The organism is Candidatus Niyogibacteria bacterium (assembly GCA_016432485.1).
Classification (GTDB): Bacteria; Patescibacteriota; Minisyncoccia; order HO2-45-28; family HO2-45-28; genus HO2-45-28.
Genome location: CP066691.1, coordinates 267,845 through 293,494 on the forward strand (window position 1 = coordinate 267,845; position 25,650 = coordinate 293,494).

28 protein-coding genes are annotated in these 25,650 nt (G+C 46.2%); 3 read left to right on the plus strand and 25 right to left on the minus strand.

Features of this window, described 5'->3' with window-relative positions; genetic code table 11:
- Positions 1–15: 15 nt before the first annotated feature.
- The 7 genes from HYY55_01405 to HYY55_01435 all read right to left on the minus strand — a co-directional run bounded on the left by HYY55_01405 (position 16) and on the right by HYY55_01435 (position 6,963).
- The gene (locus tag HYY55_01405; protein ID QQG46482.1) at positions 16–735 is read right to left on the minus strand and encodes a 50S ribosomal protein L25; all 720 of its coding nucleotides are present in this window, start codon (positions 733–735) and stop codon (positions 16–18) included.
- Between the two features lie 21 nt (positions 736–756).
- A complete protein-coding gene (locus HYY55_01410; protein ID QQG46483.1) occupies positions 757–1,734 on the minus strand; it encodes a D-glycerate dehydrogenase in 978 nt (325 codons plus the stop codon).
- 80 nt (positions 1,735–1,814) lie between these two features.
- Positions 1,815–2,825, minus strand: a complete 1,011-nt coding sequence (locus HYY55_01415) for a membrane dipeptidase (GenBank protein ID QQG46484.1) — start codon at positions 2,823–2,825, stop codon at positions 1,815–1,817.
- A 55-nt stretch (positions 2,826–2,880) separates the two neighbouring features.
- Complete coding sequence (locus HYY55_01420; protein ID QQG46485.1) at positions 2,881–3,807, minus strand: hypothetical protein; 927 nt, start codon at positions 3,805–3,807, stop codon at positions 2,881–2,883.
- 1 nt (position 3,808) lies between these two features.
- Entirely contained in the window at positions 3,809–4,675 is an 867-nt protein-coding gene (locus HYY55_01425) for a class II fructose-bisphosphate aldolase (GenBank protein QQG46486.1), read from the minus strand.
- 27 nt (positions 4,676–4,702) lie between these two features.
- A complete protein-coding gene (locus HYY55_01430; protein ID QQG46487.1) occupies positions 4,703–5,974 on the minus strand; it encodes a hypothetical protein in 1,272 nt (423 codons plus the stop codon).
- The gene (locus HYY55_01435; GenBank protein QQG46488.1) at positions 5,971–6,963 is read right to left on the minus strand and encodes a carbohydrate kinase family protein; all 993 of its coding nucleotides are present in this window, start codon (positions 6,961–6,963) and stop codon (positions 5,971–5,973) included. Before HYY55_01435 ends, HYY55_01430 begins: the two co-directional genes overlap by 4 nt.
- 800 nt (positions 6,964–7,763) lie before the next feature.
- On the opposite strand from HYY55_01435, the gene HYY55_01440 reads away from it, so the two are divergent.
- A complete protein-coding gene (locus HYY55_01440) occupies positions 7,764–8,165 on the plus strand; it encodes a hypothetical protein (protein QQG46489.1) in 402 nt (133 codons plus the stop codon).
- A 166-nt stretch (positions 8,166–8,331) separates the two neighbouring features.
- Here HYY55_01440 and HYY55_01445 read toward each other — a convergent pair whose 3' ends face one another.
- The 16 genes from HYY55_01445 to HYY55_01520 form a co-directional block, all read right to left on the minus strand.
- A complete protein-coding gene (locus HYY55_01445) occupies positions 8,332–9,330 on the minus strand; it encodes a transketolase family protein (protein ID QQG46490.1) in 999 nt (332 codons plus the stop codon).
- A complete protein-coding gene (locus tag HYY55_01450) occupies positions 9,327–10,211 on the minus strand; it encodes a transketolase (protein QQG46491.1) in 885 nt (294 codons plus the stop codon). The genes HYY55_01445 and HYY55_01450 overlap by 4 nt, the downstream gene beginning before the upstream one ends.
- A 24-nt stretch (positions 10,212–10,235) precedes the next feature.
- On the minus strand, positions 10,236–10,892 hold the full coding sequence (locus HYY55_01455; protein QQG46492.1) for a ribulose-phosphate 3-epimerase: 657 nt from the start codon (positions 10,890–10,892) through the stop codon (positions 10,236–10,238).
- A gap of 75 nt (positions 10,893–10,967) precedes the next feature.
- Positions 10,968–11,537, minus strand: a complete 570-nt coding sequence (locus HYY55_01460; protein QQG46493.1) for a hypothetical protein — start codon at positions 11,535–11,537, stop codon at positions 10,968–10,970.
- Between the two features lie 42 nt (positions 11,538–11,579).
- A complete protein-coding gene (locus HYY55_01465) occupies positions 11,580–12,026 on the minus strand; it encodes an RpiB/LacA/LacB family sugar-phosphate isomerase (protein ID QQG46494.1) in 447 nt (148 codons plus the stop codon).
- On the minus strand, positions 12,023–13,036 hold the full coding sequence (gene gap, locus HYY55_01470; GenBank protein QQG46495.1) for a type I glyceraldehyde-3-phosphate dehydrogenase: 1,014 nt from the start codon (positions 13,034–13,036) through the stop codon (positions 12,023–12,025). The genes HYY55_01465 and gap overlap by 4 nt, the downstream gene beginning before the upstream one ends.
- A 124-nt stretch (positions 13,037–13,160) precedes the next feature.
- Complete coding sequence (locus HYY55_01475; protein QQG46496.1) at positions 13,161–14,093, minus strand: FAD-dependent oxidoreductase; 933 nt, start codon at positions 14,091–14,093, stop codon at positions 13,161–13,163.
- 15 nt (positions 14,094–14,108) lie between these two features.
- A complete protein-coding gene (locus tag HYY55_01480; GenBank protein ID QQG46497.1) occupies positions 14,109–14,816 on the minus strand; it encodes a DsbA family protein in 708 nt (235 codons plus the stop codon).
- 5 nt (positions 14,817–14,821) lie between these two features.
- Positions 14,822–16,087: a hypothetical protein gene (locus HYY55_01485; protein QQG46498.1), complete on the minus strand. Its 1,266-nt coding sequence runs from the start codon at positions 16,085–16,087 to the stop codon at positions 14,822–14,824.
- Positions 16,088–16,112: 25 nt separating this feature from the next.
- On the minus strand, positions 16,113–17,246 hold the full coding sequence (locus tag HYY55_01490) for a putative glycoside hydrolase (protein ID QQG46499.1): 1,134 nt from the start codon (positions 17,244–17,246) through the stop codon (positions 16,113–16,115).
- Positions 17,216–18,391, minus strand: coding sequence for an FAD-dependent oxidoreductase (locus HYY55_01495; GenBank protein QQG46500.1), 1,176 nt, complete (start codon positions 18,389–18,391; stop codon positions 17,216–17,218). Before HYY55_01495 ends, HYY55_01490 begins: the two co-directional genes overlap by 31 nt.
- 15 nt (positions 18,392–18,406) lie before the next feature.
- The gene (locus HYY55_01500; GenBank protein QQG46501.1) at positions 18,407–18,562 is read right to left on the minus strand and encodes a hypothetical protein; all 156 of its coding nucleotides are present in this window, start codon (positions 18,560–18,562) and stop codon (positions 18,407–18,409) included.
- Between the two features lie 91 nt (positions 18,563–18,653).
- Positions 18,654–18,827 carry a hypothetical protein gene (locus HYY55_01505; GenBank protein QQG46502.1) on the minus strand — a complete coding sequence of 58 codons (174 nt, stop codon included), beginning with the start codon at positions 18,825–18,827 and terminating at the stop codon, positions 18,654–18,656.
- Positions 18,828–19,036: 209 nt separating this feature from the next.
- A complete protein-coding gene (locus HYY55_01510) occupies positions 19,037–19,750 on the minus strand; it encodes a methylmalonyl Co-A mutase-associated GTPase MeaB (GenBank protein ID QQG46503.1) in 714 nt (237 codons plus the stop codon).
- Entirely contained in the window at positions 19,740–21,770 is a 2,031-nt protein-coding gene (locus HYY55_01515) for a cobalamin-dependent protein (GenBank protein QQG46504.1), read from the minus strand. Before HYY55_01515 ends, HYY55_01510 begins: the two co-directional genes overlap by 11 nt.
- 59 nt (positions 21,771–21,829) lie before the next feature.
- Complete coding sequence (locus HYY55_01520; protein ID QQG46505.1) at positions 21,830–22,825, minus strand: hypothetical protein; 996 nt, start codon at positions 22,823–22,825, stop codon at positions 21,830–21,832.
- A 179-nt stretch (positions 22,826–23,004) separates the two neighbouring features.
- Between HYY55_01520 and HYY55_01525 the strand changes: the two genes are divergently transcribed.
- Positions 23,005–23,169 carry a hypothetical protein gene (locus HYY55_01525; protein ID QQG46506.1) on the plus strand — a complete coding sequence of 55 codons (165 nt, stop codon included), beginning with the start codon at positions 23,005–23,007 and terminating at the stop codon, positions 23,167–23,169.
- A gap of 573 nt (positions 23,170–23,742) precedes the next feature.
- On the opposite strand, the gene HYY55_01530 is transcribed toward HYY55_01525, so the two are convergent.
- Both HYY55_01530 and HYY55_01535 read right to left on the minus strand, forming a co-directional pair.
- Entirely contained in the window at positions 23,743–24,441 is a 699-nt protein-coding gene (locus HYY55_01530) for a PIG-L family deacetylase (protein QQG46507.1), read from the minus strand.
- Between the two features lie 127 nt (positions 24,442–24,568).
- A complete protein-coding gene (locus HYY55_01535) occupies positions 24,569–24,706 on the minus strand; it encodes a hypothetical protein (protein QQG46508.1) in 138 nt (45 codons plus the stop codon).
- Positions 24,707–24,868: 162 nt separating this feature from the next.
- On the opposite strand from HYY55_01535, the gene HYY55_01540 reads away from it, so the two are divergent.
- Positions 24,869–25,642: a hypothetical protein gene (locus tag HYY55_01540; protein QQG46509.1), complete on the plus strand. Its 774-nt coding sequence runs from the start codon at positions 24,869–24,871 to the stop codon at positions 25,640–25,642.
- Positions 25,643–25,650 lie beyond the last annotated feature (8 nt).

Genomic DNA, 25,650 nt, shown 5'->3' on the forward strand with positions numbered 1-25,650 from the left:
ATATTATATCAGAAATTATTTAGCTTCCTTAGCTCTTTTCTCTTCTTTCGCTTTCACGGGCGGCCCTGCTTTCGTTCCTGATTTTTCTTCAACCGCCGCTTCTTCAGCTATTTCTTCTTTTTTACCCTTCTTATCTACTACTTCTATTCCCTCAAGAGTCGGGGCTTCGGACGGAGCCTCTTCTTCGGCTTTAGGTTCTTCCACCAGCGCCATCACGTCTTCGGAACCGGCCAAAACTTTAACGCCCGCGGGCAATTTCAAATCTTTAATTAAAAATCTGTCGTTAAAAGCGACTAGTCCTGAAATATCCACTTCAAGCTCGTGAGGCAAATCTTTAGGCAGGGCCTCAATTTCAATTTCGTGCATTACTTTGACAAGCGAACCGCCTAAGTTTTTGACTGCCGGAGATTCACCTATAAATGTAATAGATACCATGGCTTGAATCGGCTTATCCATTCGCACGGCGTAAAAATCAACATGTATAGGTAAACCGTTTATAGAGTCGCGCTGAATGTCTTTTATCAAAACATTTTTTTTCTGCCCGTCAAAATCCAGTTCAATCAAGCTTGATTCTCCGGCTTCTTCCCAAGTTTTTTGGAAATCTTTTAAATCAATTTCCAGCGGCTGCGGCTTTTCCGTTCCGCCATAAACTACGGCGGGTATCAGGCCGCTCTTTTGAAGGGTCTTGGATTTTTTGCCAAAAACTATTCTGGTTTTTGCTTTAATGACCAGCATAACAAACTGAGTATATCTTTTTTACTTATTTTTTACAATATCCGGCGGCTCGCGGCCTTCAAGGGCGGCAATGATATTTTCGGCGGCAAGTTCGGACATGGCCGAGCGGGTCTCCTCGGTGGCTGACGCGATATGAGGAGTTAAAATCACATTTTCGAGTTCAGTTAGCCCCGGCGCAAGTTTTGGTTCCCGTTCAAAAACATCAATGGCCGCGCCGCGTATGGTTTTATTTTTAAGCGCTTCCGCCAAAGCGGTTTCGTCTACGATCGGCCCGCGGGAAGTGTTTATCAAATACGCAGTCGGCTTCATCTGGCTCAATCTTTCAGTGTTAATCAGATGTTGAGTGGATTCCAAAAGAGGCACATGAATAGAAACATAATCGGCTTCTCGCAATAAATCCTCCAATTTTTCTTTGTAAATCGCGCCGAACTCGCGCTCAAAATCCCCGTTTCGTTTTATATCGTTATAAATGATTTTAGCGTCAAATCCTTTTACGGCGTGATGCGCGACGCGAGAGCCAATTCTGCCAAGGCCGACAATACCGATTGTTTTGCCCGATAAATCGTTTCCCAAAAGCATCATCGGCGCCCAGCCGTCGTATTTTCCCGCTCTTGTGAATTTATCCGCTTCAACTACGCGGTGAGAAATCGCAAGCATAAGCGCGAAGGTGTGTTCGGCTACGGTGTTTGTCAAAACACCGGGGGTATTTGAAATCATAATCCCCCGTTCCTCCGCCGCTTTCAAATCAATATTATCAAAACCGACGGCGTAATTCGCGAAAATTTTTGCGCTTTTGCCCGCCGCGTCTAGTACTTCGCCGTCAATTTTATCCGTCAGCAAACATAAAACCGCGTCGTATTTGTCGGCTTTGAGGGCTGTTATCAGCTCTGATTTATCCAAAACTCTGTCTTCTGGATTCACCACCACTTCATGCCCCGCCTCTTTTAATTTACTGATTCCGGCCTCAGGAATCATTCTGGTAACAAAAACTTTTGCCATATATTGATTTTACATTAAATACGTAATAAATCAAAAATGCCCCGCGAGCAATGCCCGCGGGGCGAAATTTATTCCGGATATCACAAAGATTTTTCAAAAAATCTTAATAGGTTTTTGCCAAGAACTCCGACTATCCTTTTCCAGAGAGACGCGCTTAAACTAATTTCGTCTTCAATTTTTTCCATCATATCCGGCCCGGTCAAATCTTCAACATATTCTGGGAAACGAACCCGCATTTTTCCATCGGGGTCCAGCTTTGATTTCTTCATATTAAAGTTTTTCCTGGCTTCTTCCGAACCGACATTTACGTGCGGAGCATCACTGCCAATGCAGACGCTGTCAGCCGGCAGTTCTCGAATGGCGTACCGAAAATGCTTAATAAAGGCCTCGGGACTGTTGTCCTTCTCGTCAAGCAAAAAGGTCTGAATAAGTAAACCGACTACGCCCCCCATATCCGCGATTTGTTGAAGCAGACTTATGGAGAGATTACGCGGATGTTTATAAACCTGAAAAACGCCCGTGTGTGACGCAAACACCGGCAAACCAGCGAAATTTTTTATGACGAATACAATGGCATCTTGCGCCGTCTGATGGCTGGCATGAGAAAGATCAAGAATCATTCCGTTTTCCGCCAAGGCCTTAAGAAATTTTTCGCCTTCCTTTGTTAGTCCCATGTCAGGATTTTTCCATCCGCTGCCAAAAGAATTCTTTTCATCATAAGCAATTCCCATTACGCGAATTCCTGCCTGATAAAGTTTACCGATATCGTCGGGCTCGGCATCTTCGGGCACGTGCTGCATACCAAGAACAACGGCTGTTCTGTTATTATAAGTGTCAACTGTATTAAACTCGTCTAACTCTTCTTTCGACCGTACAACCCTCAATCTCGGCTGATTTTCAATCTGTTTCAAAAAATCATTATGCGCCTTAAGCGCCTCGTCCATCGTCTTTGCCCACGGCGGCACGGAAGTTAAATGCACCAAATCAAGCCGTAATTCAGGGTCAACTTGAATTTTTCCGCCGGGCAGGCCCAAAAACCCAAGAGAATCGGCGTAATACATCTCTTTACCTCCTTTCTTTTTTCTAGGCATTTTTCAAATCCGGCATAAAGTTAGCACATTACTTAACTATTGTCAAATCTTTTTATTACTTTTGGATTTTGGCCAAATCCGGATCATCAAAAATTTCAGTAGTTTTCCATCGATCTTCCCGCTCATTAAAATCAAGCCGCGCGATTTTGGCAATCTTTTTTCTGGCCTCTTCAAGACCGGGCTGCTGAAGTATTTTTTCAATTATCCTCATTAGTTCTTTGTCCTCTTTTTGCAAGGCCCGCTCAATACCATGATGAGCGGCGCCAAAAATGGCGGCCAGTTCCGGCTTTTCTGATACTTCTCCGGATTCGGCTCTTAAATGTCCGGCTATGGCGCGCATTTTTTTAGCAGCAAGATGATTGCGCAAAGTTAAAATTATTTTCTCGGTTTCCGGATGAATCCTTTCGTTTAAATCCATTAAAAATCTGCTAACGGCGCGGGTGGCGCTTTGTTCATCTACTCTTTTCCTCTCTAAAATTGCTGATATGGACATCGATGTGTGACTAAAAAAATAAAGCCCGGCGGCTGCCTTTGCTGACTTTTTTAAAAACTCGCGCCGACTTATCTTTTTCTCCGAAGTAAAATCTTTGGACAAAGATGCCAATAAGAAAATTCCCAATGTAGGTTCAACAATCTGTAATATCGTCTCTATATTCATACGCATTTCTGCTTCAGAAATATCAGCCAAAAAGACAGGTCTTTTTTCTTTTTCAATGCGCTCTATAACAGGACGATACTGGACAAAATGCCTCGCCCAAGAGTTCATTGTATTTTCAGCTCGGACGGGTGTTGAATAATCTCCTATCGTTTCCAAAAAAACCGCGTCTGCTTTACCGATATCCTCCGGCTTTTGAGGAACAGTGTGCACGCCGTAAACAATACGAAATTTTGCTTCTGGCGATTCAATCAAAACCGCGTTTTCAGTTAATCCCTCTTTGATATCCGGCCCTTTTTTAATTTCCAAACCCTCAAAACCTTTCATATCAGACCCTGTTTTTACTCCCGAAAAGTTCCAGCTTTTCCGAAACTTTAGCGGAAACCGCCTCAACCACCGGTTTATAAATTTTATAAGGCGTTGTCTCTTCGGGCGCGGCTTGAAGCATTTTGCGAAGAGCGTCAACATATGCCGCGCGGATTTCGGTTGAAATATGGATATTATTGAATCCCGACTTCACGGCCTCCCGCATTTGCTCATCGGAAACGCCTGAGCCGCCGTGTAAAACCATGGCCGTATCAGAAGGCAAAACCGCGCGCAGTTTTTTAATAAGTTCAAAATCAAGTTTCGGTTCGTTGGCCGCAATACCATGAAGATTTCCTACGGCCGGCGCGAAACGGTCAACGCCGGTTTCCTGCACGAATTTCAGCGCCTCTTCCGGTTTGGTCAAACTTTCCTGCGGAATTTCAAATGACTCTTTATAAATTTTTGACGATTCGGTGACCAGATAGCCGAGCTCGCCCTCAACGCTTATCTCCGGATTAACGGATTTGGCGTATTCAACAACTCTTTTTGTTTCTTCCAGATTTTTTCTGTAATTTTCGCGCGACAAGTCAATCAAAACCGAATCGTATCCGGAGTCAATCGCCTCACGCGCTTTTTCAAAACCGTGAAAATGGTCGGCGTTTAAAAAAATGGGCAGGCCCGCTTCTTCTTCAGCCGCGTCAATCATGACCCTAGCCATTTTAAAGCGGATGAAATCGGCCTCTCCTTCGGATGTGCCTATCATTACAGGCGAACGCGCGCTTAAACAAGCCGAAACGACCCCTTTTAACTGGACGAGATTAGAAATATTAAAATGCGGCATTGCCCACCCCTCATCCAAAGCTTTAGCCAACCATTCCTTTAAACCCATTATTTTTTAAAATTGATAATTGATAATTTACAACGTTACATATCCCTTTGAAAAATTCTTTATGACCATCCTGCGCGTTTCTTCTTTGCCGACATAAGAAGCGAAGATTTTATTCCAAAGCGCTTCCTGATGATGGTAAAGATATTTTATCATCTCCTTTTCTTTGACCAAAGCCATTACCGTATCAATCAGATTGAAACTGACCAGGATGTTGGCGCCGGATTCAGTCGGAAAATGGTTCCCCACCCAACCCAAATCGTGCCAAAAACTCAAATCAAGCCCCGGAAATTTTTCATTGATGTGCGCGATATTCTCTTCGGCCTTGGACCAATGGATGGCCTCCGGGTTAATATGCGGCTCAAAAAGCCGCCAGTCATTCTCGTCGTCTTTAGCCAAATATCTTTGTACTATCATCCAATTCAGCTTACGGCTGTCAGGAAGGCGTTTATCCAAAACATCACCCCTAAGGGAAGCCGTCAAAAAATTGGAAAATGTTTCGGAAAACCACAGCGGGTCTTGAGGGTGTTCGGCGTGTTCATAAAACATATCGGAATAAAAAGTTATTTCGTGCAAATAATGCAAAATAAGGGTAAAGAGCCGCAGGGATTCGCCGGGCGTTTTAATGTCTTGGGGCAAAACGAAAATCAGCCCCAACTCTTTTAAGTGGCTGACATTGTGATATTTCTTTTCCATAAATTTTTCAGCCAATCGTATCCAATTGTTGCCCAAAACCAAAAGGTCTATTTTTCTTCTTTCAAAATCATCCGGCGTCAATTCGGAATATGGAGCGAAAAAAACATTGTTCAGCCAATCTCGGTCTTCGGCAAAACGAAGGGCCGAAAAAACCTTTCTTATATCTTCTTTGGCCAAAAGGTCTTTGATGTCGCCTGCGCCGAAAAAAGACATAATATTTTTCGGCGGATTCATCCGAAGCAGCTCTTCGGCCTTTGACCATTTAAGAAAAAATCCTTCACCGACCATGGACAACTCATCCGCTTTTTCGGTTAAAATGCGATAACTTTCGGGGTCGGTTCCGGCGCGTATTCCAAAAGCGCGCGCAAGAGATTCATCGTCTTCCTGAACTTTTTTAATCAGCGCGCGGTATATCGTGACCGCATGTACATCGCTGATTTTTAACTCCTTTAAAACGGACTCTATGCGCCTGTGATTTTCTAGGCATACGCTCGCGACAACCCCGGATTTACCGAAACGCTTAGCCATCATTTCATCCATATGCGCGAGAGTATCCTGGTCAACGCGCAAAATCCCGGCAAGGCATTTTAACGGGTCTTCATTCATATTTTTTCAGACGAAATCTTTAATTTAGACCAGCGCGCTTTTAAGAATTCTTTTTTGGTAATAAGTCCGGCTTTGGCCCCCACGCGCTCAACTTTGGAAGTGGCATTGGCATTAGCCAGACGAAGAGCAAAAATAATATTTTTGGGCTTTCGCATAAGGCCGGCCGTAAACCCCGAACCAAAGGCATCGCCAGCTCCGGTGCGGTCAACGATGGCTTTTTCTTTGAATGTGCCGCTTCGCCAAATAGTTTTGCCGTCGGAAACGAACGACCCTTCGGGCCCCCTGGTCATCACGGCAATGCCGTCAATAATCTCGTCAAATTTTTTAAAAATCTTTTTTGTGTTTTGATACGGAATTTTCAAAAGGTCCGCGGCTTCTTCCTGATTGATTATAAAAATGTCAATGTGGCGTAAATACGGCTTCAGTTTGGCCAAACCTAGTTTCAAATCATTGCCTCCGGGATTCCAGGCGATACGCGCGCCGTATTTTTTCTTAAGGTCCATCGCGCTTTTCACGATGTCCAAATCCCCCGATAATGAACTTAAATAAATCCAGCGGGCTTTAATTTTAGCCCACGGAATTTCACTGGCGTTCAGGCGCCAATTGGCGCCTCGATGAGTTAAAATTGTCCGCTCTCCCGATGGATGTTCCAAAATAACCGAGTAAGCCGTGGACAATTTTGAATCGCGCTGGATAAAACCGGTGTCCACTTTTTCTTTTTTCATCTCGCGCAAAACCGCTTCTCCCGAAACATCATTGCCGATTCTGAAAATTGCCGATGTTTTAAAACCTTGTCGGGCAAAGGTAGCGGCGGTGTTTGTGCCGGCGCCACCCGTTGAAAAATGAACTTCGTCAATGGCGATTTTTGTGCCCAAATCAAAACCTAAACCCCTGCCCGTAAAAAATTTCGGGCTTTTTAGAATTTTGAAACTCTTTGACCTAAAAAGCGCGTCACGGGTAGCCGAGCCAATGGTAATAACATCAAACATAAATACATTATACATTCTGTTTTCTTTAAAGTATAATAACTATGGATATTCTCGTATAGTAAGAGGGGCGCAGGCAATGGTCGGACCTGGCGGATGTCATGTTGATGTGGAAGAATGTCATTGTTCTTGCCATGAACCCGGCTCTTCCAAAGTTCATATGAAAAAGAAATTCAATAAGGTTAAATAAGGACTAAATGTCACCGTCTATAAAAACTATGCCGCGAATTTCGCGGCACTTTTATTTTTTTAATCCAAGAGCCCTTAGTTTAAGGCATTTTTTATTCTATTGACAAAATAATGACTTTGATATATAATTAAGTAGGAAAATCTGGTTGCTGTACACCAACCATAGGGAGAAAAACAAATGGAAGAAGATAGGTGGTTTCTTGTTTCGCTGTTTGGAACGTTGCTACTGATGTTACTCCCGCTCATCGTCCAGATCATCGCCCCACAGCTCCATCAAGACCCTTCCCCGGCCCACATCTACCCCGCTGACCGCGTCTTGGAACAACTGTCGTTTCGGTGATCGCCTCGCGGTCAATAGAACAGGAACAAGCGGGTTCGGCAGAAAACTTCTGAACCCGCTCCCACCAAAGTTTTTAAGAAGTGGTCCAGGTCCGACTTGGACCAAATATCTCGAAAATTTTGGTGGGAAGTTCTTTTACAACTTCAACATAATCCACGACAGCAGATGGGAAATAACAAATTATTCTTTTAACTATTTTGTTTCTCGTCTGCTGTCGTGAGGACAGCAAGCTAAAACTCAAGCTAGAAGCGTGAGGCTTCTAAAGGAGGTTGCGATGTCCGCAAAACATGTAGTAGTCGCAAAAACCTGGGTCGTGATTGATGTCATTAACCAATTTCTCCACGCCTTTTGGCTAAACAGGGTGATAGATGGAGACATTATCTATGAATATACCTCCCCTGATGAAAACGAAGTAATTGCCCGTGTGGAGGCATACAATGCATCAGAGGGATGGGAGATGTGTATTTCAATTCTGCTTTCCCAAATACCCGGTGGGTGGGAGCCAAAAGAGATAGAAATTTTGGGAGTCGGAATCGCATACGACGATCCGCTGGCTTCTCTTCGGTTTCGCAAGTTTACAGTACAAAGACGGTGGCAAACACAGGAATTCATAAGGCACGGCATAACTGGCAATAAAAAGAGATCCGAATTTACTTTCTTGCCGGTGATTCAATAGAGATACCAGCAAAACCGCCCGCCGCGGGTCAGCAAGACCGCGGCATTTTTTTACCCCCACACCAATCTGGCAATGACGCTTTTAAGCGCGTGAGAAAAATTGCCCGATTGGTGTGGGGGTTTATTTTCTCAAAACATTCCAACATTCTGCAGAATGTTGGAATGTTTTATTTCCTTTTTATTACTCTGCGAGCCGCCTCAATTATGTGTTTGGGGCCCATTCCAAAATATTCTATAAGTTCATTTGGCTCGCCGGATTCGCCGAAACGATTGCGAACTCCCACAAATTCAATGGGAACAGGATAATTACGGGCGACTATTTCGGCTACGGCCGAGCCCATTCCCCCATTTATTTGATGCTCCTCAACAGTTACTAAACATCCGGCGTCTTTAGCCGCTTTCAAAATAGTACTCTCATCCATTGGTTTTATCGTGTGATTATTTATTACGCGGACTTTAATCCCTTTCTTTTCCAATTCTGCCGCGGCCAAAAGCGCGTTATGCGTAAGCGGCCCGCAAGCAATAATCGCCACTTGCAAAGGCATCGCCTTTGCATCCCAGAGAATTTCGGCGCGGCCTACTTTAAACGGAGTTTTATCGGTCGTAAAAACAGGCGTTTTTTCTCTAGCAAAACGCAAATAAACCGGCCCTTCCAAGCCAGCGGCCTCTATAGTCGCCTTTTTTGCCTCCACTGCGTCACAGGGCACAATAACGGTCATATTGGGAATTACGCGGGTTATGGCAATATCTTCAATCGCCTGATGAGTCGCGCCGTCAGGACCCACCGAGACCCCGGCATGCGCTCCGGCAATAATGATATGACGTTCATTATAAGCAACGGTCGTCCGTATCTGCTCCCAATTCCTGCCGGGACTGAACATAGCGTAGGAAGAAATGTAAGGAATTTTTCCGGCGGCAGCCATACCCGAAGCGACTGAAGCCATATTTTGCTCGGCCACGCCCATTTCAACAAACCTTTCGGGAAATTCTTTGGCAAACGCCTCCGAGCGCGTGGATTCGGTTAAATCCGCGCAAAGCACCACAACATTTTTATTTTTCTTGCCCGCTTCCACCAAACCCTCGCCATATCCGTTTCTCGTCGGCGCCTGCGCGACTTTTTTTAAATCCAAAACCTCTTTTACTAATTTTGATTTAATATTTATCATTGGTGCTCACTCTTTATCCTGCCCCATAATGTTCTTAATTCTTTAAGCGCTTCAATGCCCTGTTTGTCTTTTGGAAATCTGTCCTCGGGACCTTTACCGGGTGGGTTGCCGTGCCAGCGAAAATCGCGCTCCATATATTCCACGCCCTTTCCGGGAATGGTGTGCGCGATAATCATTGTCGGCTTTTCATAAACCGCTTTGGCTTCGTCAATCGCCGAGTTCAATTCCTGAAAATCGTGCCCGCCAACTTCAATGACATGCCATCCGAACGCTTCATATTTGGCGCGTAGCGGCTCAAGCGGCATTATATCTTCGGTATTGCCGTCTATCTGGATATTATTTCTATCCATAATCGCGACCAGATTCCATAATTTTTCACGGCCCGCGAGCATAGCCGCTTCCCAAGTTTGGCCCGCGTCATGTTCGCCGTCAGACATCAGGCAGTACACAATATTTTTCTTACCATCCATTCTTAACGCAATCGCCATGCCGACTGCCTGCGAAAGTCCGGAACCCAAAGGACCGGAAGTTGTCTCAAGCCCCGGAAGCGAAGTGCGGTGAGGATGCCCCTGCAAACGCGTACCCAATTTGCGAAGCGTTTTTGTTTCTTTAACCGGAAAATATCCGGCATGAGCCATTGCGGCGTACTGCACCGGACAAATGTGGCCGTTGGAAAGCACCAGCCGGTCGCGCTCGAACCAATCCGGCTTTTTTGGATTATGACGCAAAACATGAAAATACATCAGCGCAAAAATATCGGCCATGCCCAAAGGGCCGGCCGAATGGCCCGACCCCGCTTCAATAAGCGATTCAATCAAAGTTTGGCGAATTTCATTCGCTTTTTTTTCTAAAAATTTTACTTTATCCTCGTGAAGATGCATAAAATAGCTGTTAGCTTGCAGCTGTTAGCTTTTAGTTATCGCTGACTGTAAATTTTTTATTGCTTCTTTTGGGTCCGTAGATCCGAATATCGAGGAAGCCGCCACTATTATATTTGCCCCGGCCTCAACAAGTTCTCCGGCATTATCAACGCCGACCCCGCCGTCAACTTCTATTATACACTCGAGACAAGCCTGCCGTAAGGCGCGAATTTTATCCGTAATCTCCGGCTGCATTTTTTGTCCGGCAAGACCGGGATTAACTCCTAAAATCTGAATTAAATTAACCATGTCCCAATGTGGTTTGGTTTTAAGCCAGGAGGTTTCGGGCTTAATCGCGATGCCCGCCTCAATGCCCGCTCCGATGCATTTTTGGATAATAAGTTTGGGGTCATGTCCGGCCTCAAGATGAAAAACAATTCTACTCACGGGCTCAAAGAGCCAATCGTCAATTCGGCGGTCAATGTCGGAGATCATTAAATGAAGTTCAAGATCAAAAATCGTCTTGAAACCGACTAAGTCCTTCGGGTCGTGCCAAATTGAGTTTTTGGTAAAAGTGCCGTCAGCTACGTCAATATGGACATATTTTATGCCGAATTTTCGCGTAAGGGGCTCAATCAAGCGAACGCGCCTTTCTATTTCCTCAAAATTATCGGCATTAATAGCCGGAATGAATTCGGGCATAAACTTATTTTACTAAAATTTGCCGAAAAAATAAAAAGCCGGCGATCTTGCTGATCGCCGACACAAACAAACGCGCTATCTTTTCGGGACAGGAAATTTTCCTAAAATCTCTCTATCCGCGCCGTTCTTTTCAGAAACAAAGAGGCGGGCGTCAACGGCAAACGGCAGAGGGGAAAGCTCCGGATAATCCTTGCCCTCGGAGGGAGAAATCTCGGGATAATCTATTTCAACGTATATTTCGCCGTCGGCAAAAGCCGCGTAGGCGCATTCTGTTCCGTCTTCAAGCTTCAGCGCCCAGCGATATAAAAACACCTCGCCCTCTTCACCCCCAATATAAAATGTGTAGAGGAATGTCGAATCAACTACCCCAGGAACCATTAAACCGCCCTTATCAACCCAGGGCGGAGGCGCCTCTCCCGGATAACGCCATCCTTTTACCGCAATAAACCTGCCTGAGTCCTTAAAAATTTCCGTTTCGTCAGACATGGCCAAAACGAGCTTGCTTGTGTCGGGCCTGGAAGCCGGCTTTAATTTTTCACAAACGAGGGCGACTGATTTCTCATGCGAGGCAGCAACACCGCTCGTAAAAAGCATAGCCACAAAAAAAACAACAAACGCTCCGGCAAGACCTCTGAAAGATTTCATTGCTTTCTTCCTCCTTAATTGCGGAACTCTTTCGTCAGGATATTAAAACGAATCTATTTTGTCAATACGTCTTTTGTGCCTCTCTTCGCCGGAAAAAGGCGTCTCAAGCCAAATTTTGACTATGCGTTTTGCCGTCTCCTCATCAATAAATCTTGCTCCTAAAGATAAAATGTTAGAGCCGTTATGTTCGCGCGACAGCTTCAAAATTTCTTCAGGCCCTCCGTAATATACCGCCGCTCTTACGCCTTTTACGCGATTGGCAACCATCGCTTCACCCTGTCCGGAACCGCCAAGAACAATCCCTTGACTGCGCTCGGGGTCGGCGGCCACGGCCTCAGCGGCCTTGCGAACGAAATCCGGATAATCATCTTGTTCATCATATTCAAAAGCGCCGTGATCTATAACTTCGTGCTCCAACTTTTCCAAAAACGGCTTAAGTTTTTCTTTAAGCTCAAATCCGGCATGATCCGTTGCCAGATGAATTATCATAGGTAATCCTCCAGCGCCTCCACATGCTTCAAAAGCATGCTGCCGTATCCCCATTCATTGTCATACCACGAAAGAACCTTGACAAGATCGCCGTCAACGACGCGGGTAAAATCCAAATCCACGATTGAGCCGTAGGGCTCGCCTAAAATATCTGCGGAAACCAGCGGTTCTTCGCAAACGCGCATTATGCCTTTCCATTCCGGAGACGCGGCGGCTTTTCTGAAAATATCATTTATTTCTTCAGCCGAAGTTTCGCGGCCGGCAACAAAAGTAAAATCAATAAGCGAACCCGACAGCACCGGCACGCGCATGGCAATTCCGTCAAACTTGCCTTTCATAAAAGGCGCGGCTTTAATCACGGCTTCAGCCGCCCCCGTGCTTGAGGGCACGATATTGACTGCCGCGGCTCTTCCGCGCCTGAAATCTTTTTTAGCCGGACCGTCAACCAAATTTTGGGACGCCGTATAGCCGTGGACGGTATTCAAAAGAGCTTTTTTTATGCCCGGATTTTGCATCATTATGGCCGTAACCGGAGTCGCGGCATTAGTGGTGCAGGACGCGTTGGAAGTAATGCGGGACTTTTTAATCAGCTCCGTTCCGACATTGGGAGTAAAAGTTACCGAAGCGTTATCGTCTTTGGCGGGCGCCGTAATGACCACTCGTTTTGCGCCAGCATCCAAGTGAGGACTCGCCTTTTCAAAAGAATCAAAAACGCCCGTGGATTCAACAACCACATCAATATCCAATTTTTTCCACGGGAGATTGGCCGGATCTTTTTCCTGAAAAAACCTTATCTCTTTGCCGTCAACCACAATATGATGCTCATCGTCAATTTTATGGCCGACTTCTTTGTCGTATTTGCCGTAAACAGAATCATATTTTAATAAATACGCCAAATTTTCAACGCTGCCCAAATCATTTATGGCAACGACTTCAACATTTTTATGGCCGAACGCTTGGCGGAAAAATACGCGCCCAATCCTTCCGAAACCGTTTATTGCTATACGCATAATTCCATTATATCAAATGTCTAAAGGTTTAAAAGTTTAAGGGTTTAAAAGTTTAAGGGTTTAAAAGTTAAAGGGTTTAAAAGTTTAAGGGTTTAAAAGTTTAAAGGTTTTATTATAAAAAGTTTCATTTTCCTTTTTTCAATAAATAGTTATAAGCCGCGAGCGCGGCCTTGACCGCATCACCCGCCGAAATGTTGTTTTGCTTGTAAGGGTCGTCAGTAATGTCTCCGGCGGCATATATCCCGGGAACGCTAGTTGAGCCGTGTTTGGAATCAATGACAATCTGCCCGAATTTATCCAATTCAGCCAGGTCTTTAACCATTTCCGAATTTGGAATTGAACCTATTTCCACAAACACGCCGTCTAAAGCCAATTCTTTTTCTTGGCCCGATTTGCGGTTTTTGTATTTAAGACCCGTTACCATTTTATCTCCCGAAATTTCAACGGCCTCGGCGTTTAAAATTATTTCTTTGAGTTTAGGATTTTTCTTAATTTCTTCGGCCGTTACGGGGTCGCCCTTAAGCGCGTCTCCGTATTCCAAAAGATAAATTTCCGAAGCGTAAGGAAAAAGGTCCTGTACCGCTTCCAGCCCCGCGTTTCCTCCGCCTACTACGGCTACTTTTTTATCGGAAAATAACGGGGCATCACACGTTGAACAATAGACCACTCCCCTGCCCTCAAATTCTTTTTCTCCCGGAACGCCGAGTTTCCTGCGTCTTGCGCCCGCAACGACAATAATCGTTTTGGCGTTATAGATATTATTCTTATCGGTTTCAATATTAAAATCGTCTCCGGCCTTTTTAATCTTAATTGCCTTTTCCGGCATTTTTATTTCAACCGTGTCCGAATAGGCCCTGACATGCTCTTCAAACTTTTTAGCAAGGTCAAAGCCCGAGATATGCGGTTCGCCTATCCAATTTTGAATATCGTCTGAAACAATTGATTGCCCGCCGAACGACTCGGTAATTAAAAGCGTCTTTAATTTTTTGCGCGCCGAATACACCGCCGCCGCCGTCCCAGCCGGCCCTCCGCCAATAATGACAACATCGTAAAGCATAAATTTTAAAAAAAATTAATTGCCGGCCAATTCTTCCTGAATCACGGCTTCAAACGAAGAAAGCGGCAAGGCTCCGGTAATATGGCGACCGTTAATGAAAGACGACGGCGTGCCCGAAACGCCTAATTGTCTGCCAAGAGCCGATTCATCCTGAACCGCAGAAAGATACTTTTCCGAATCCAAGCACTCATTGAATTTTTGGGACTCAAGGCCAAGATTTGCGGCGAAACTTTTAAGGTTGGCGTCTGAAAACGCGCCCCGATTCTCACCCTGCTGATTTCCAAAAAGAGCATCGTGGTATTCCCAGAATTTGCCCTGCTCGCCCGCACACCTTGCTGCAACTGCGGCATCATATGATTCCTGGCCCAAAAACGCGAAGTCGCGCCAGACGAAAACAACCTGCCCTGCTTTTACATATTTTTCTTTAATCTGCGGAAGGGTTTGACTCCAAAATCGGCCGCAAAACGGACACTGAAAATCGCCGAACTCCACAAAGACAACAGGGGCCGAAGGATTTCCCAAAACAAAATCGTCTTCCTGAATTTTAAGAAGGGTCTGGGCATCATCGGACAGGCCCGCAACCGCGGCTTGCTCTTTTTTTGATTCAAAACCCGCCTGTTCCTTCTTCGGTCCTCCGACGTACACGACGGCTAAAGCAATAATGGCACCGGCAATAATTACCGATACCGGAATTAAATATTTAGACTTAACTTCTAAATTCATAATATTTATATCTCTTTAAAACCCGGCGTTAATTCCTCGACATTCATCTTAACATCGATGAACCTGTCTTTGCCATCCCCCTCACCTTTAAGCCTGATGGTGTATTCCTGCAAAGCGCTTTCTCTGGGGACTTCAATCCAAAAATCCGCTCCGTCCGAAAATTGCCCCGAAGTCAAAGTTATCATCGGCGGGGAAGAAAGCGGTCCCGAAGATTCCTGGCCGTTAGTGTTATTGCGCAAGTGATACACGGCGCCCGAGAGCGCGGGCGTAATACTATCCACCGAAAGGGCCACTTGTGAATTGAAGCCGAAAAGAGAAACTACGGTTATTATAGTTTCAGTGGAAACGGCGAAAGGAGCGGCGGTAATGCTGACTTCGATATTATTTGAAGAAGAAAGAGAAAAATCTTCCGGCAGCTCCTGGACATTGATTGAAATTCTATTTTCACCAGCATTTGCTCCACGCTCAATTATAACTTTAGCTGTATAACTCCCGACAGAAGAATAAGTATGAACAACTTCTTTTGATGTTTCTGTTACGCCGTCAAACTTAGCGCCTATTGCGGGATTTGTCGGATCGCCGCAAGCGCCGGTCGCCGACGAAACATTCGCGCTTCCGTTATTGCAATTCCACCAAAAAGTATAATTTATCGAACCTGCTCCGCCGGCAACGCTTGCGGTCAGATTTGTTGAAAGAGGAACAAAACCGGAAGACGGCAGCGCTGAAAGAGAAACGGAAAAATCGGCGCAGGCGTCGCCCGAACCGGTAATGCCGTAATTTGAGCCGGAAAAATTAATCCAGCCGATCACATCCGAACCCCACGCCCAGCCTTGCCAGACGCACTGGCTTGCGCTTACGCCGTAATTAGAGCCGGAAAGAGAAATCCAGCCGTCCCAGCCGCCACCGTTAGCCAAAGCCCTTGCCCAGCCGGTTACAGCGCCGTTATTTTTGTTAAAATTTGCCTGACACGGCGAATTAGGACATCCGCCCAAATCGCCCTGATTAAAGGTTATCCAACCGACATTGTCCGACCAGGCATAACCGGAAAGGCGGCCGTTTGAAGCAACCGTAACGCCGTAATTTACTCCCCCGCCTTGATTGGTTGAGTTAAAACTAATCCAGCCGGTATTTCCGGACCACGCCCAACCGGATAAATTATGCTCAGAGCCTGCAAAAACAACGAGAGCGTAAAGGGAAAAACTCAAAGCGAAAAACAAAAGCGCAAGACATAAGATATTTTTAGTTTTACGCTGTTGTTTTACATTTTGCATTTTACACTTTTATTTTAACACATATCTATTCTTTCATATAAGCGTCTCTTGTATATTTATTGCCGGCGTCCCAAACCATCCAGCCAGTTAATCCGGCGTCATAAACGGCCTGCATTTGCGCTCTGACCATTCCCGCGTCGTAAGTCGCGCCCAAATCAAAATCCTGCAGCCACGGCCGAAGTTTTGAAGGACTGGAACTCGCGGCCGTCAGACGTCCCGAGGCCACGGTCATCGCCTGATGCACGATTTCGTAAGGATGCAGAGCCGGATTTTTAAAATTATTAAAGCCGGGCGGATAGTGGGACGGGTAAACCATGGGAGCTATGTAGTCAAAATACAAAGCGGCGTTTTCCAAAACCTGACCTATGTTAAGGTCGTCGTAATTAACCGTAACCATTCCGAATAAATCCACGGACAACGGTAATCCGACTCCGTCCAATTCCCTCCTTAGATAGGCGAAAAAATCGCCGATGACTTCCGCCGGAGGCGTTACTTCATCCCAATAATCATATTTAATATCTTTCATATTTCCGTCTGAAGGAAAACGCACATAGTCAAAATTCAGTTCGTCAAAACCCGCTTTTTCCGACGCTTTAGCCACTAAAACGGTATAAGCCCAAAATTCTTTGGCCGCGGGATCAATCCAAGTTAAACCTTTACGGTCTTTCCAAACACTGCCGTCTTTTTTCTTGACCGCGAGATCCGGACGCTTGGAAACAAAATACGGGTCCTGAAAAACGCTAATGCGGCCGATTACATATATATTTTTCTGGTGGAGATATTCAATAAATTCTTTAATATCGATTATCCTTTTTTCGGACGAGCCCAAATCTTTAATGTGGGCGTCATCCGTTTCAAACGATACCCGCCCGCTGTAATCCTTAATATCAATCACCACGGCGTTAAGTTCGGTTTCCTCCACAAATTTCACCAGGTTTTCGCGCCAATCGGCAGTGCCCGCCACCCAGCTGGTCATATAAATAGCGCGAGTCGGCTCCGGCGTCCGAAGATGCTGAATTTTTTCTTGAGAAGGCGCGGCTATTTCATTTCCCGGAGCGATATAAGAAATGCGGTTGTTGCCGCCAAAAACCAAAAAAAGAGACGCGACTCCGATAAAAGCGGCCGCCCCTAATCCAAAGTAATTTTTGAATCTGCCCATCCATTCATTATAGCTTGATTAATCTTTCCCAAAAACCTCTGGCCGTTCATGAGAACCGCGCCTATGACGCGATTATCTTTCATAAAAATTTTTATATGCTCTTTTTTTTCTTTATCAAAGCGGATTTCTTCGGTTTTTACGCCGAACTTTTCGTCAAAGGGGCCGACATCGCCGACAAAAGAGATATTTACGCCCAAATGGCTGATGGCGTAAACCGGAATATTTTTAAACGATTCTTTGCCGCCCGCCATATTAAGTCCCGCCGTCCTGCCCTGCATAAAAGCGCCCGACCAGTTTCCGCCAGAACGTCTTCTCCCGGAAAAACGGTCTTTATACGAGGCGACATCTCCGGCCGCCCACACATTTGGAGTCCCGGTTTCCAAATGCTCATTTACTTCCAGGCCCCCGCTTGGCGGTTTAATCGCCGCATGGGGCAGAAAGTCCAAATTTCTATCAAGACCTATACCAACGCCAACGAAGTCGGCATCTAGTTCCGCGCTGTTTTTTATCTCACGGCCAAAAATGGTCTCAATCCCGTTTTTTTGCCACAAATCCTTTAAAATTCCGAAACCCGTTTCATCCAAAAAATCCGGCCAAAAATACTTTTCGGCGCACAATAATTTTATTTTCCATCCGTATTTTGCCAAAATCGCGATAAACTCCAAAGCCATAAAACCTCCGCCGACGACCAGCGCCGTACCCGACGGACGCGAAGACAAAAACTCCTTAATCTTCAAAGCGTCGTCCAGCGTTTGAAGGCGAAAAATATTGCCGGGTAACAAGGTTTCAAAGTTCCATAATTTTGGCCGGCCTCCGGAGGCAATAAGAATTTTTTTAGCGCGAAATTCTTTGCCGGAAATAGTTTTAAGCGTCATAGTCTGCGAATTAAAATCGCAAACTGACTCATTCAAAAAAATATCAATGCCGTTTTTTTTATAATCGCCGGCTGTTCTCAACATCACTTTATCCAGCTCAATCTCTTTGCGGATAAATTCCGGCAAAAGAACTCTTGAATACAAAAAATGCGGCTCGCCGCAGATTAATGCGACAGAACCATTTTGGTCTTTTTGGCGTATGGTTTCTGCGGCAGTCGTTCCGGCAATTCCGCCGCCTATAATCAGATAATCAAAGACGAGTTCGGCCATACGGCGCCATCAATCTTATTTGTATCCCCGGGATAGTTCGGCAAGAAAATCTTTCATTTTTAATTTGCCGTACGGGCCTCCGCGGCGACTTTTGCCGCTTACAAACCCGCCTCTTTGGCGCCGCAAATGGGCTTGTTCTTCGGGGGTATATTCGGGTAATTTTTCGTTCATATCGTTATTATATTAAATTATACAAAAAAGGCAGAAAAAGCAAAATCCCTCCGAGAAACTTCGGGGGGATTTTGTTATTCACTCCTTTGATTTACATCGCCTGTCCTGCCGACTTTCCTCCGGCCATCGCTGACCAAAAAGCAAGAATCGCAATGACGATACCGGTTACCACCATTAATGAACGGTGGGCGGAAGGCGTAAGACCCAAGAAGGGCATCAAAATGACCCAGAGTCCCAAAACGCCGTTAATCCAATTTTGCCACATAATTCAGGTAAAAAATTTAATTTAAAATTAATAAAAGGTTGAAACGACCTTATGTTATTATTTTATCATGGCCGCGGAATATAAAAACGGGGGTTATCCACAACCCCCATTTTGGGTCCGGCCGCCATTTAACACATTTAAAAAGCTTAATTTTATATTAATAAAGTAAAATCCTCTTTGCCGGCCGGCAAAGAGGACAAATAAATCGTCTAAGATGTTCGGAACAAAAAATCACGGTGCTTATAGATACCGTCGCGGACAACGGCTTCAACGCCCTCGCCCGTCAAAGCGTTAGCCCCAAAGACCAACTGCGTCCATCCTTTAATTTCGCGCAGCAATCCGTTAAGCATCGCGGAAAACCTTTTTTCTTCGTCTGCTTTGCCTCTTAAATTCAAAACCATGATGTGAGCGTGTTCGTGTATGCCGGATTTCATAAGGTTGACGATATCGGCCCTGATATCCGGTAAAAAGATGAAAGTATCCGCCGCGTCTTTAATTCCCAAATCCATTTGTCCGGCGCCGGGACTTTCGACTAAAACGATTTCAGCAAAATGAGAAGCGACGTTCACCAAATTCAACAAATGCGGAACGCTTGAATCTTTTGAGCCCCTGGAACTCAGGGAACGAATGAAAACTCCCTCATCCAAATAGTGAGCGCGCATTCTTATTCTGTCGCCAAGAAACGCTCCGCCGCTTTCCGGGTCGCTCGGGTCAATCGCAAGCACCACAACGGATTTATTATCGCTCCTTAATGCTTTTATAATTTGGTTAGTCAAAGTGCTTTTTCCGGCAGCGGCCGCGCCGGTTACGCCGACTACGTGCGCCGGGCCGCGCGATTGAAATTCCGGCGGAAAATTTCTGCCGTCGGCAGCGCAACTTAAAAGACGCGTCAGTCGCTTGGGGTCAGCCACGTTAACGCTCATTTGCTTTCTCCTCTCCTTCCTTTAAAAATTCGGCGATATTTTTATAGAGATCGGGTCCGGCCGTAAAAAAACGCTCAACCCCCGATTTCTTCAATAGGTCCGCTTCGGTTCGGCGAATAATTCCCCCGCCGATAACTTTGGCTCTTTCATGTCCGACAATCCGCAAATTTTGAATAAGGTCTTCAAAAAGTACGACCGGCGAACCTATATGAGTGGATACCGCGACAACATCAACGTTTTCCTGCAAAGCCACCCTTGCCAAATTCAAAGTTGAAAGATGTAGTCCGGGATAAATAACTTCCGCGCCCAGATTTTTTAAAAACGGAGCAATAAGATAGATCGGCCTGTCATGACCATCAAGTCCTCCCTTGGCCAATAAAACCCTCAACGGTTTTTTCAAACGATAAATTCTGACGAGATCGGCTGAATTTTTGTCCGGCTCTGCCGGCACGTAAAGTCCTTTATCCTCATACGCGCCCCAAACCTGTTTCATGGCTGAAACAATTTCACCAAGAGTCGCTCCGCTTGTCGCCGCGCGAATTAAAAACGGCATTATGTTTTCTTCGGTTTCGGCAACACGGCGAATATCGTCCAGGGCGGAGCGCGCTTCTGAAATTTTGCTGAATGCCGATCTTTCGCGCTTAAAAGCCGCGAGACTTTCAAGCTGTCTTTCTTCAAAACCCCGCCTGGTTTCAAGCTCGCGGGCAACGCTTTCCGGCTCATCCAATTCTTCTTGCAGGCAATATTTTGTGACTCCGACAATCTGCATCGCGCCCGAACGCAAACCCCGATCATATTCTCGCGCTGATTCCTGCACAACCCTTTGAGGGTATCCGGCTTTGACCGCCTCAATCATTCCGCCGATTTGCTCTATTCTCTGAATTTCGGCAAGAGCTTCTTCAAAAATTCTTTGAGTACTTTCCTCTATAAAATACGAGCCGCCCAGGGCGTCGACAACGGCGCAAATTCCGGTTTCTTCCTGCAAAATCTGCTGAGTGCGGGCCGCGACTCTGGCTGCTCCTTCGGTCGGCGTGCACATCACCTCGTCATACGAATTAGTGTGCATACTTTGGGCTCCGCCTAAAGCTCCGGCCAGAGCCTGAATGGCAACGCGCACGATGTTATTCAGCGACTCCTCTCGGGTCAAAGTGCAGCCGGCAGTCTGAACATGCATCCGGCACCACTCGGAACGGTAATTTTTAGCGCCAAACCAATGCCGCATAATATGCGCCCATAATTTGCGCGCCGCGCGCAGTTTCGCTATTTCTTCCAGAAAGTCATTATGGATATCAAAAAAGAAAGAAAGCCGGGGCGCGAAATCATCAATTTTCAAACCGCGTTTTACGGCCTCGCGCGCGTAGGCAACGCCGTCGGCCAAAGTAAAAGCCAGTTCCTGAACCGCCGTGGCTCCGGCTTCTCGGATATGGTAACCGCTGATTGATATGGGATTCCATCTCGGCATATATTTGGCCGCGAACTCAATCGTATCCGTAACCAATCTCATGCTCGGTCCTTCAGGAAAAATCCATTCCCGCTGAGCTATAAATTCTTTCAATATGTCGTTTTGGATCGTCCCGCCTAATTTTTCAACGGCGATTCCTCTTTTTTGAGCCATAGCGATATACATAGCCCAGATTATTGCCGCGGGCCCGCTGATAGTCATTGAAACCGTAAGCTGGTCTATGGCAATGCCGTTAAAAAGCTCTTCCATATCGCGGATAGTGTCTACAGCGACGCCATCCCAGCCCACTTCTCCCCGGCAGATCGGGTCATCCGAATCAAATCCCATAAGCGTAGGCAGGTCAAACGGCGTTGAAAGTCCGGTAGTCCCGGCGCCTAAAAGCATTTTCCAGCGGGCATTAGTATCAAAAGCCAAGCCGTGTCCGGCAAATTGCCTGATGGTCCACTTTTTATCTCGGTACATTCCGGGATGAATCCCTCGGGTATATGGAAATTCTCCAGCCGGCGCCGGCTCATGAAGAGCCGCGAAACCTTCAGCCAGTTCGTCCGCTAATCGCACCGTAATTCCTCCCAGTCCTTATCAAAGTTTCCGCGTTTAATATAACAAATAATCGCTTTTTAAGCTATAAGTTTTTTAAACTCCTCCACCATCGGCACTTGTTCGGGGTCCGCGCCGTAGTAAAGCGCCAAATGATAGGCGGTCCACTCCGCCAGAAGTATGGAAGAAAAAATTTTATGCCAGATATTCGCGGGTAAGACGTTTGGGACGGCCGTCCCAATCGTATGACAAACGAATCCCCTCTTTTTCAAAAGTTTTTGGGTTATATCCATTCTTCTCGCGATTCGCGGATCGTCTTCGGGGTCGCGTAAAAATATAAAAGAGAAATTCCGCGAAAGTTCTTTTGCCTCTCCCACCGAGTCAAAACCGGTCATCTCGTTATGATTGAGTTCTGGAAAAACATTGTAAAAAGCAGGAATCTTTCCGGTCTCGTTAAATATGGCTTTCCAGTTGAGCGCGAGCGCGCTATTTTTTTCTGACGCGTAAATCACCGGAATTTTCCCTTCAAGTTTTTTAGCAAGCTCTTTTCCGACATTTTCCGAACCGGAATCAAAATTAACCGCAAGTTTTTTAACCTCCGCGATTTCTTCATCCTCGCCCATCAATTTCAAAAGAGCCAAAACGGAAAATCCGACGGCCATTCGCGGCTGAATCCCCGTATCCGGAATTCTTACAAAGGCGACGCCTTTGCTTCGGGCTTCTTCAAGCAGTTTTCCGCCGATTGAAATCGCGGCCAAATTTAATTTTTTCTCAAACGCCTCGCCAAACGAGTCCAGCGCTTCCTCCGTGTTTCCGGAATAAGAATTGATAATAACAAGCCGTTCGTTCAAGTCGCTTTTTTTGGGCTTATCCTGAGCGTAGTCGAAGGGCAATCCGTAGTTTGAATGGATGACTAAATCCAAATCGGAGCGCGCCGCCTTAATCAAGTCCGCCGCCAAATGCGACCCGCCCATTCCGCAGACAACAAATTTATTTTTAGGCCGGAGGTTTTCCGCATTTTCAATAACCGGCTCAAACCCCAGCTGCTTCGGAAAATCTTTTATAACTTTGTCCATTGGCATATAGAAATTATATCAATACCTCAACGCTTTATCCATCATCCCCTTGGCGCTTTTACCTTTTGCTCTTGCAATTACTAAAAGGGTGTGCTATAATCATATCGTAGTTCGTTAACTGGGTAGAGATGCCCCAAAACCGCCCGAGAGGGCTTCCCAGAGATGGGGAGGAGGACAAAATGAAAGACATCGGAAAAGCTATCGCCACCATTGCAATTTGGGGCGGGACAGCAGGTCTTTCGTATCTTTTCCTTGGATTCGGTATTTTATCGGGACTTGGCGCTTTCTTGATGGTGCTGGGAGCTATTCTGCTCACAGCCGCGCTATGGAAACTGAAGATCTAATCTCTTTCTTGCATAGGCCTAGCTCACATGAGCGGGCCTTTTTCTTACCCCTGTGTCATGTGACATCTCTACACTTTAAATACTGTCACGCACGGATTTTCTTTATTTTAAGCCATTTTTCATCTGTTAATACTTCGAATTGGTCATTTTATAGAAAATGTCATGGGGAACTTATGCTTGATTATTCGCCCTTTCTGCGGTACTCTCAATAAAGAACTTGGTTGGGAGGAAAAACACGGAAATGTTTATACAAACAGCTGGCTGGATAGGAACAACTCTGATTGTTCTTGCTTATTTTCTTGTTTCTCGCCAATATGTAACCGGAAAAAGCAAGATTTATCAACTTATGAATCTGTTCGGCGCTATCGGCGTTGGCATCAATGTCTTTCACCAAGAAGCCTGGCCCGCTCTAGCTCTACAGATTACTTGGGCTATCATAGCCATTATATCGCTCATTCGACCCAAGTAGCTCGGTTCATTGAAATCGGGCTTTTTTCTTTGTTTTATCTCCCGTGACACTTCTTATATTTCTTCCCCTGTTTGATTTGCCGCGCGGATATCCAAATCTTAATCTCAAAAAGTCAGCCGGCGGAATGGCTCGGCATATTTTGTCCCGCTCTTTTTACCGTTTAGGCGCGCCCGTTCTACAACTCCTTTTTCAAGCAGACGCATATCATGAAACTGGCTCTTATGCGCCCGCAGGGCTTTTAATTTCAGTCCGATGGTTTTAGAAATGTCCATAAATTTATTCGGATTTTCAGGATTCCAAAACCAGGCCTCGTTTATTTGATGGGGTTTAAACTTCTTGGCCAATTCCGGAAAATAATATTTTGAACCGGCCGCGGGGTAAATGGCGTCAAAAACGGCTTCAGCCGACGTCCGATGGTCGCGATGCGAGCCGTAAAAACTAATAAAAGATTTATTGGCCGGGTCCGGAGAAACAATTATATCCGGCCCGACCATTCTGATAACTTTGACTATTTTTTTACGCAGGGCTTTGGTATTTTCAACCTCTCCGTCAAGTTCATCCAGAAACAAAACTTTTTTAACTCCGACTATTTTGGCCGCGTTCATCTGTTCTTTGCGGCGCGTATTTTTCATTGCTCCGGCATTCAGGCCGGCTTTGTGCGCCCCTTTTGAGCCGTCAGTTATGACGCAATAAAAAATTTCATTGCCGTTTTTGGCAAGCTCCGCGGCGCTTCCGCTAAAACCAAAATCCGCGTCGTCGGGGTGCGGAGAAAATACCAGAAATTTTCTGACTTTCTTTGCCATAAAAAATAAAAAGTATTTTTACAATTTAACATATTATTCAAAAGATTAAAATGGTTGATATGCCCTTATTTTTTATGTTTTAGGCAGGCGCATATGGCGGTTTTTTAGCTCCGCGGTATTTGATTTTTCAAACCGGCCGTTCTTTGCCCCAGCGGGCAAAGTCGGCCTGCGCTCTCGGCGCAAAATCGGCCTCAATGCCTGCGCGGCATAAAAAAGAGGCCGAACCGTGCTTTTGCGCCTCCGAGAGCTTTGAAAAACCAAACACCGCTTCGCTTTTGTAAAAACCGCCAAATGTGCTTGCCCATTACCTTAAAGTATTGACAAAATATAATAATAGGAGTATAATAGGAGTTAAATAAATAGGCAGTTCTTAAGACAAACCAAGCGCCCACGGGGCGAAAGAGGAGGGAGTAAAATGAGTTTCCGGATGAAGGTGGTGCTGTCTTTGGCCTTGACAATGTTCGGTCTCACTGCCGTAACCCCGGCCTTCGGGGACGTGCTCACCTGCGGCAAGGACGTGATCGTGAACAGCGATTCAACCTACGCGCGGTTTGCGGGTCTTGACCCTGACTGCTACGGCAGGGGCGTGGAGCCAGCCGTGGTCGTCTCGAGTAAGGAACGGCGCGAGGCCGCCGAGGCGAGGATACGCATCTTGGAATCCGAGCTCAAGAAAGCGGTGGAGCCGGCCGTGGTCATCCCGGAGAGCAGCAGGAAACGGCACGAGGCCGCCGAGGCGAGGATACGCATCTTGGAATCCGAGTCCAAGAAGGCAATGGATGAACTCAAAAAGCTGGCAGCCCTACGGGCAAAACCGGCAATCAAACCGCCGGTGGTGAAAACCACCCTGACAGCGAAAAAAGCAACTACCGTCGCCGGCAAAAAGAAGTCCGGCCCCCCCACGCCATCCTGGGTATGGATTATGATTGGCGTGGTGCTCATCGCGATCCTGGCGTCATTACTCGCCAAAGTCGCAGAGAACTTTCCAAGCCGGCTTATCATGAAAGGTGGGCGCCGAGCCGCCGCACCGGCCGGCCCAACCGCGCCGCCCAACCCAGAGGCGCCACCCGCCCCCGAAAACGCAACCCCGCCTGACACTCCCGCGCCTGCCGAAGAGCAGTCCGTCGATGAAAAACCGCCGACGGAACCAGACGAACCCTCAACGCCGTCAACTACGTCGGGCGTCAGCACTTCCAGACGCTAAACCCGCCT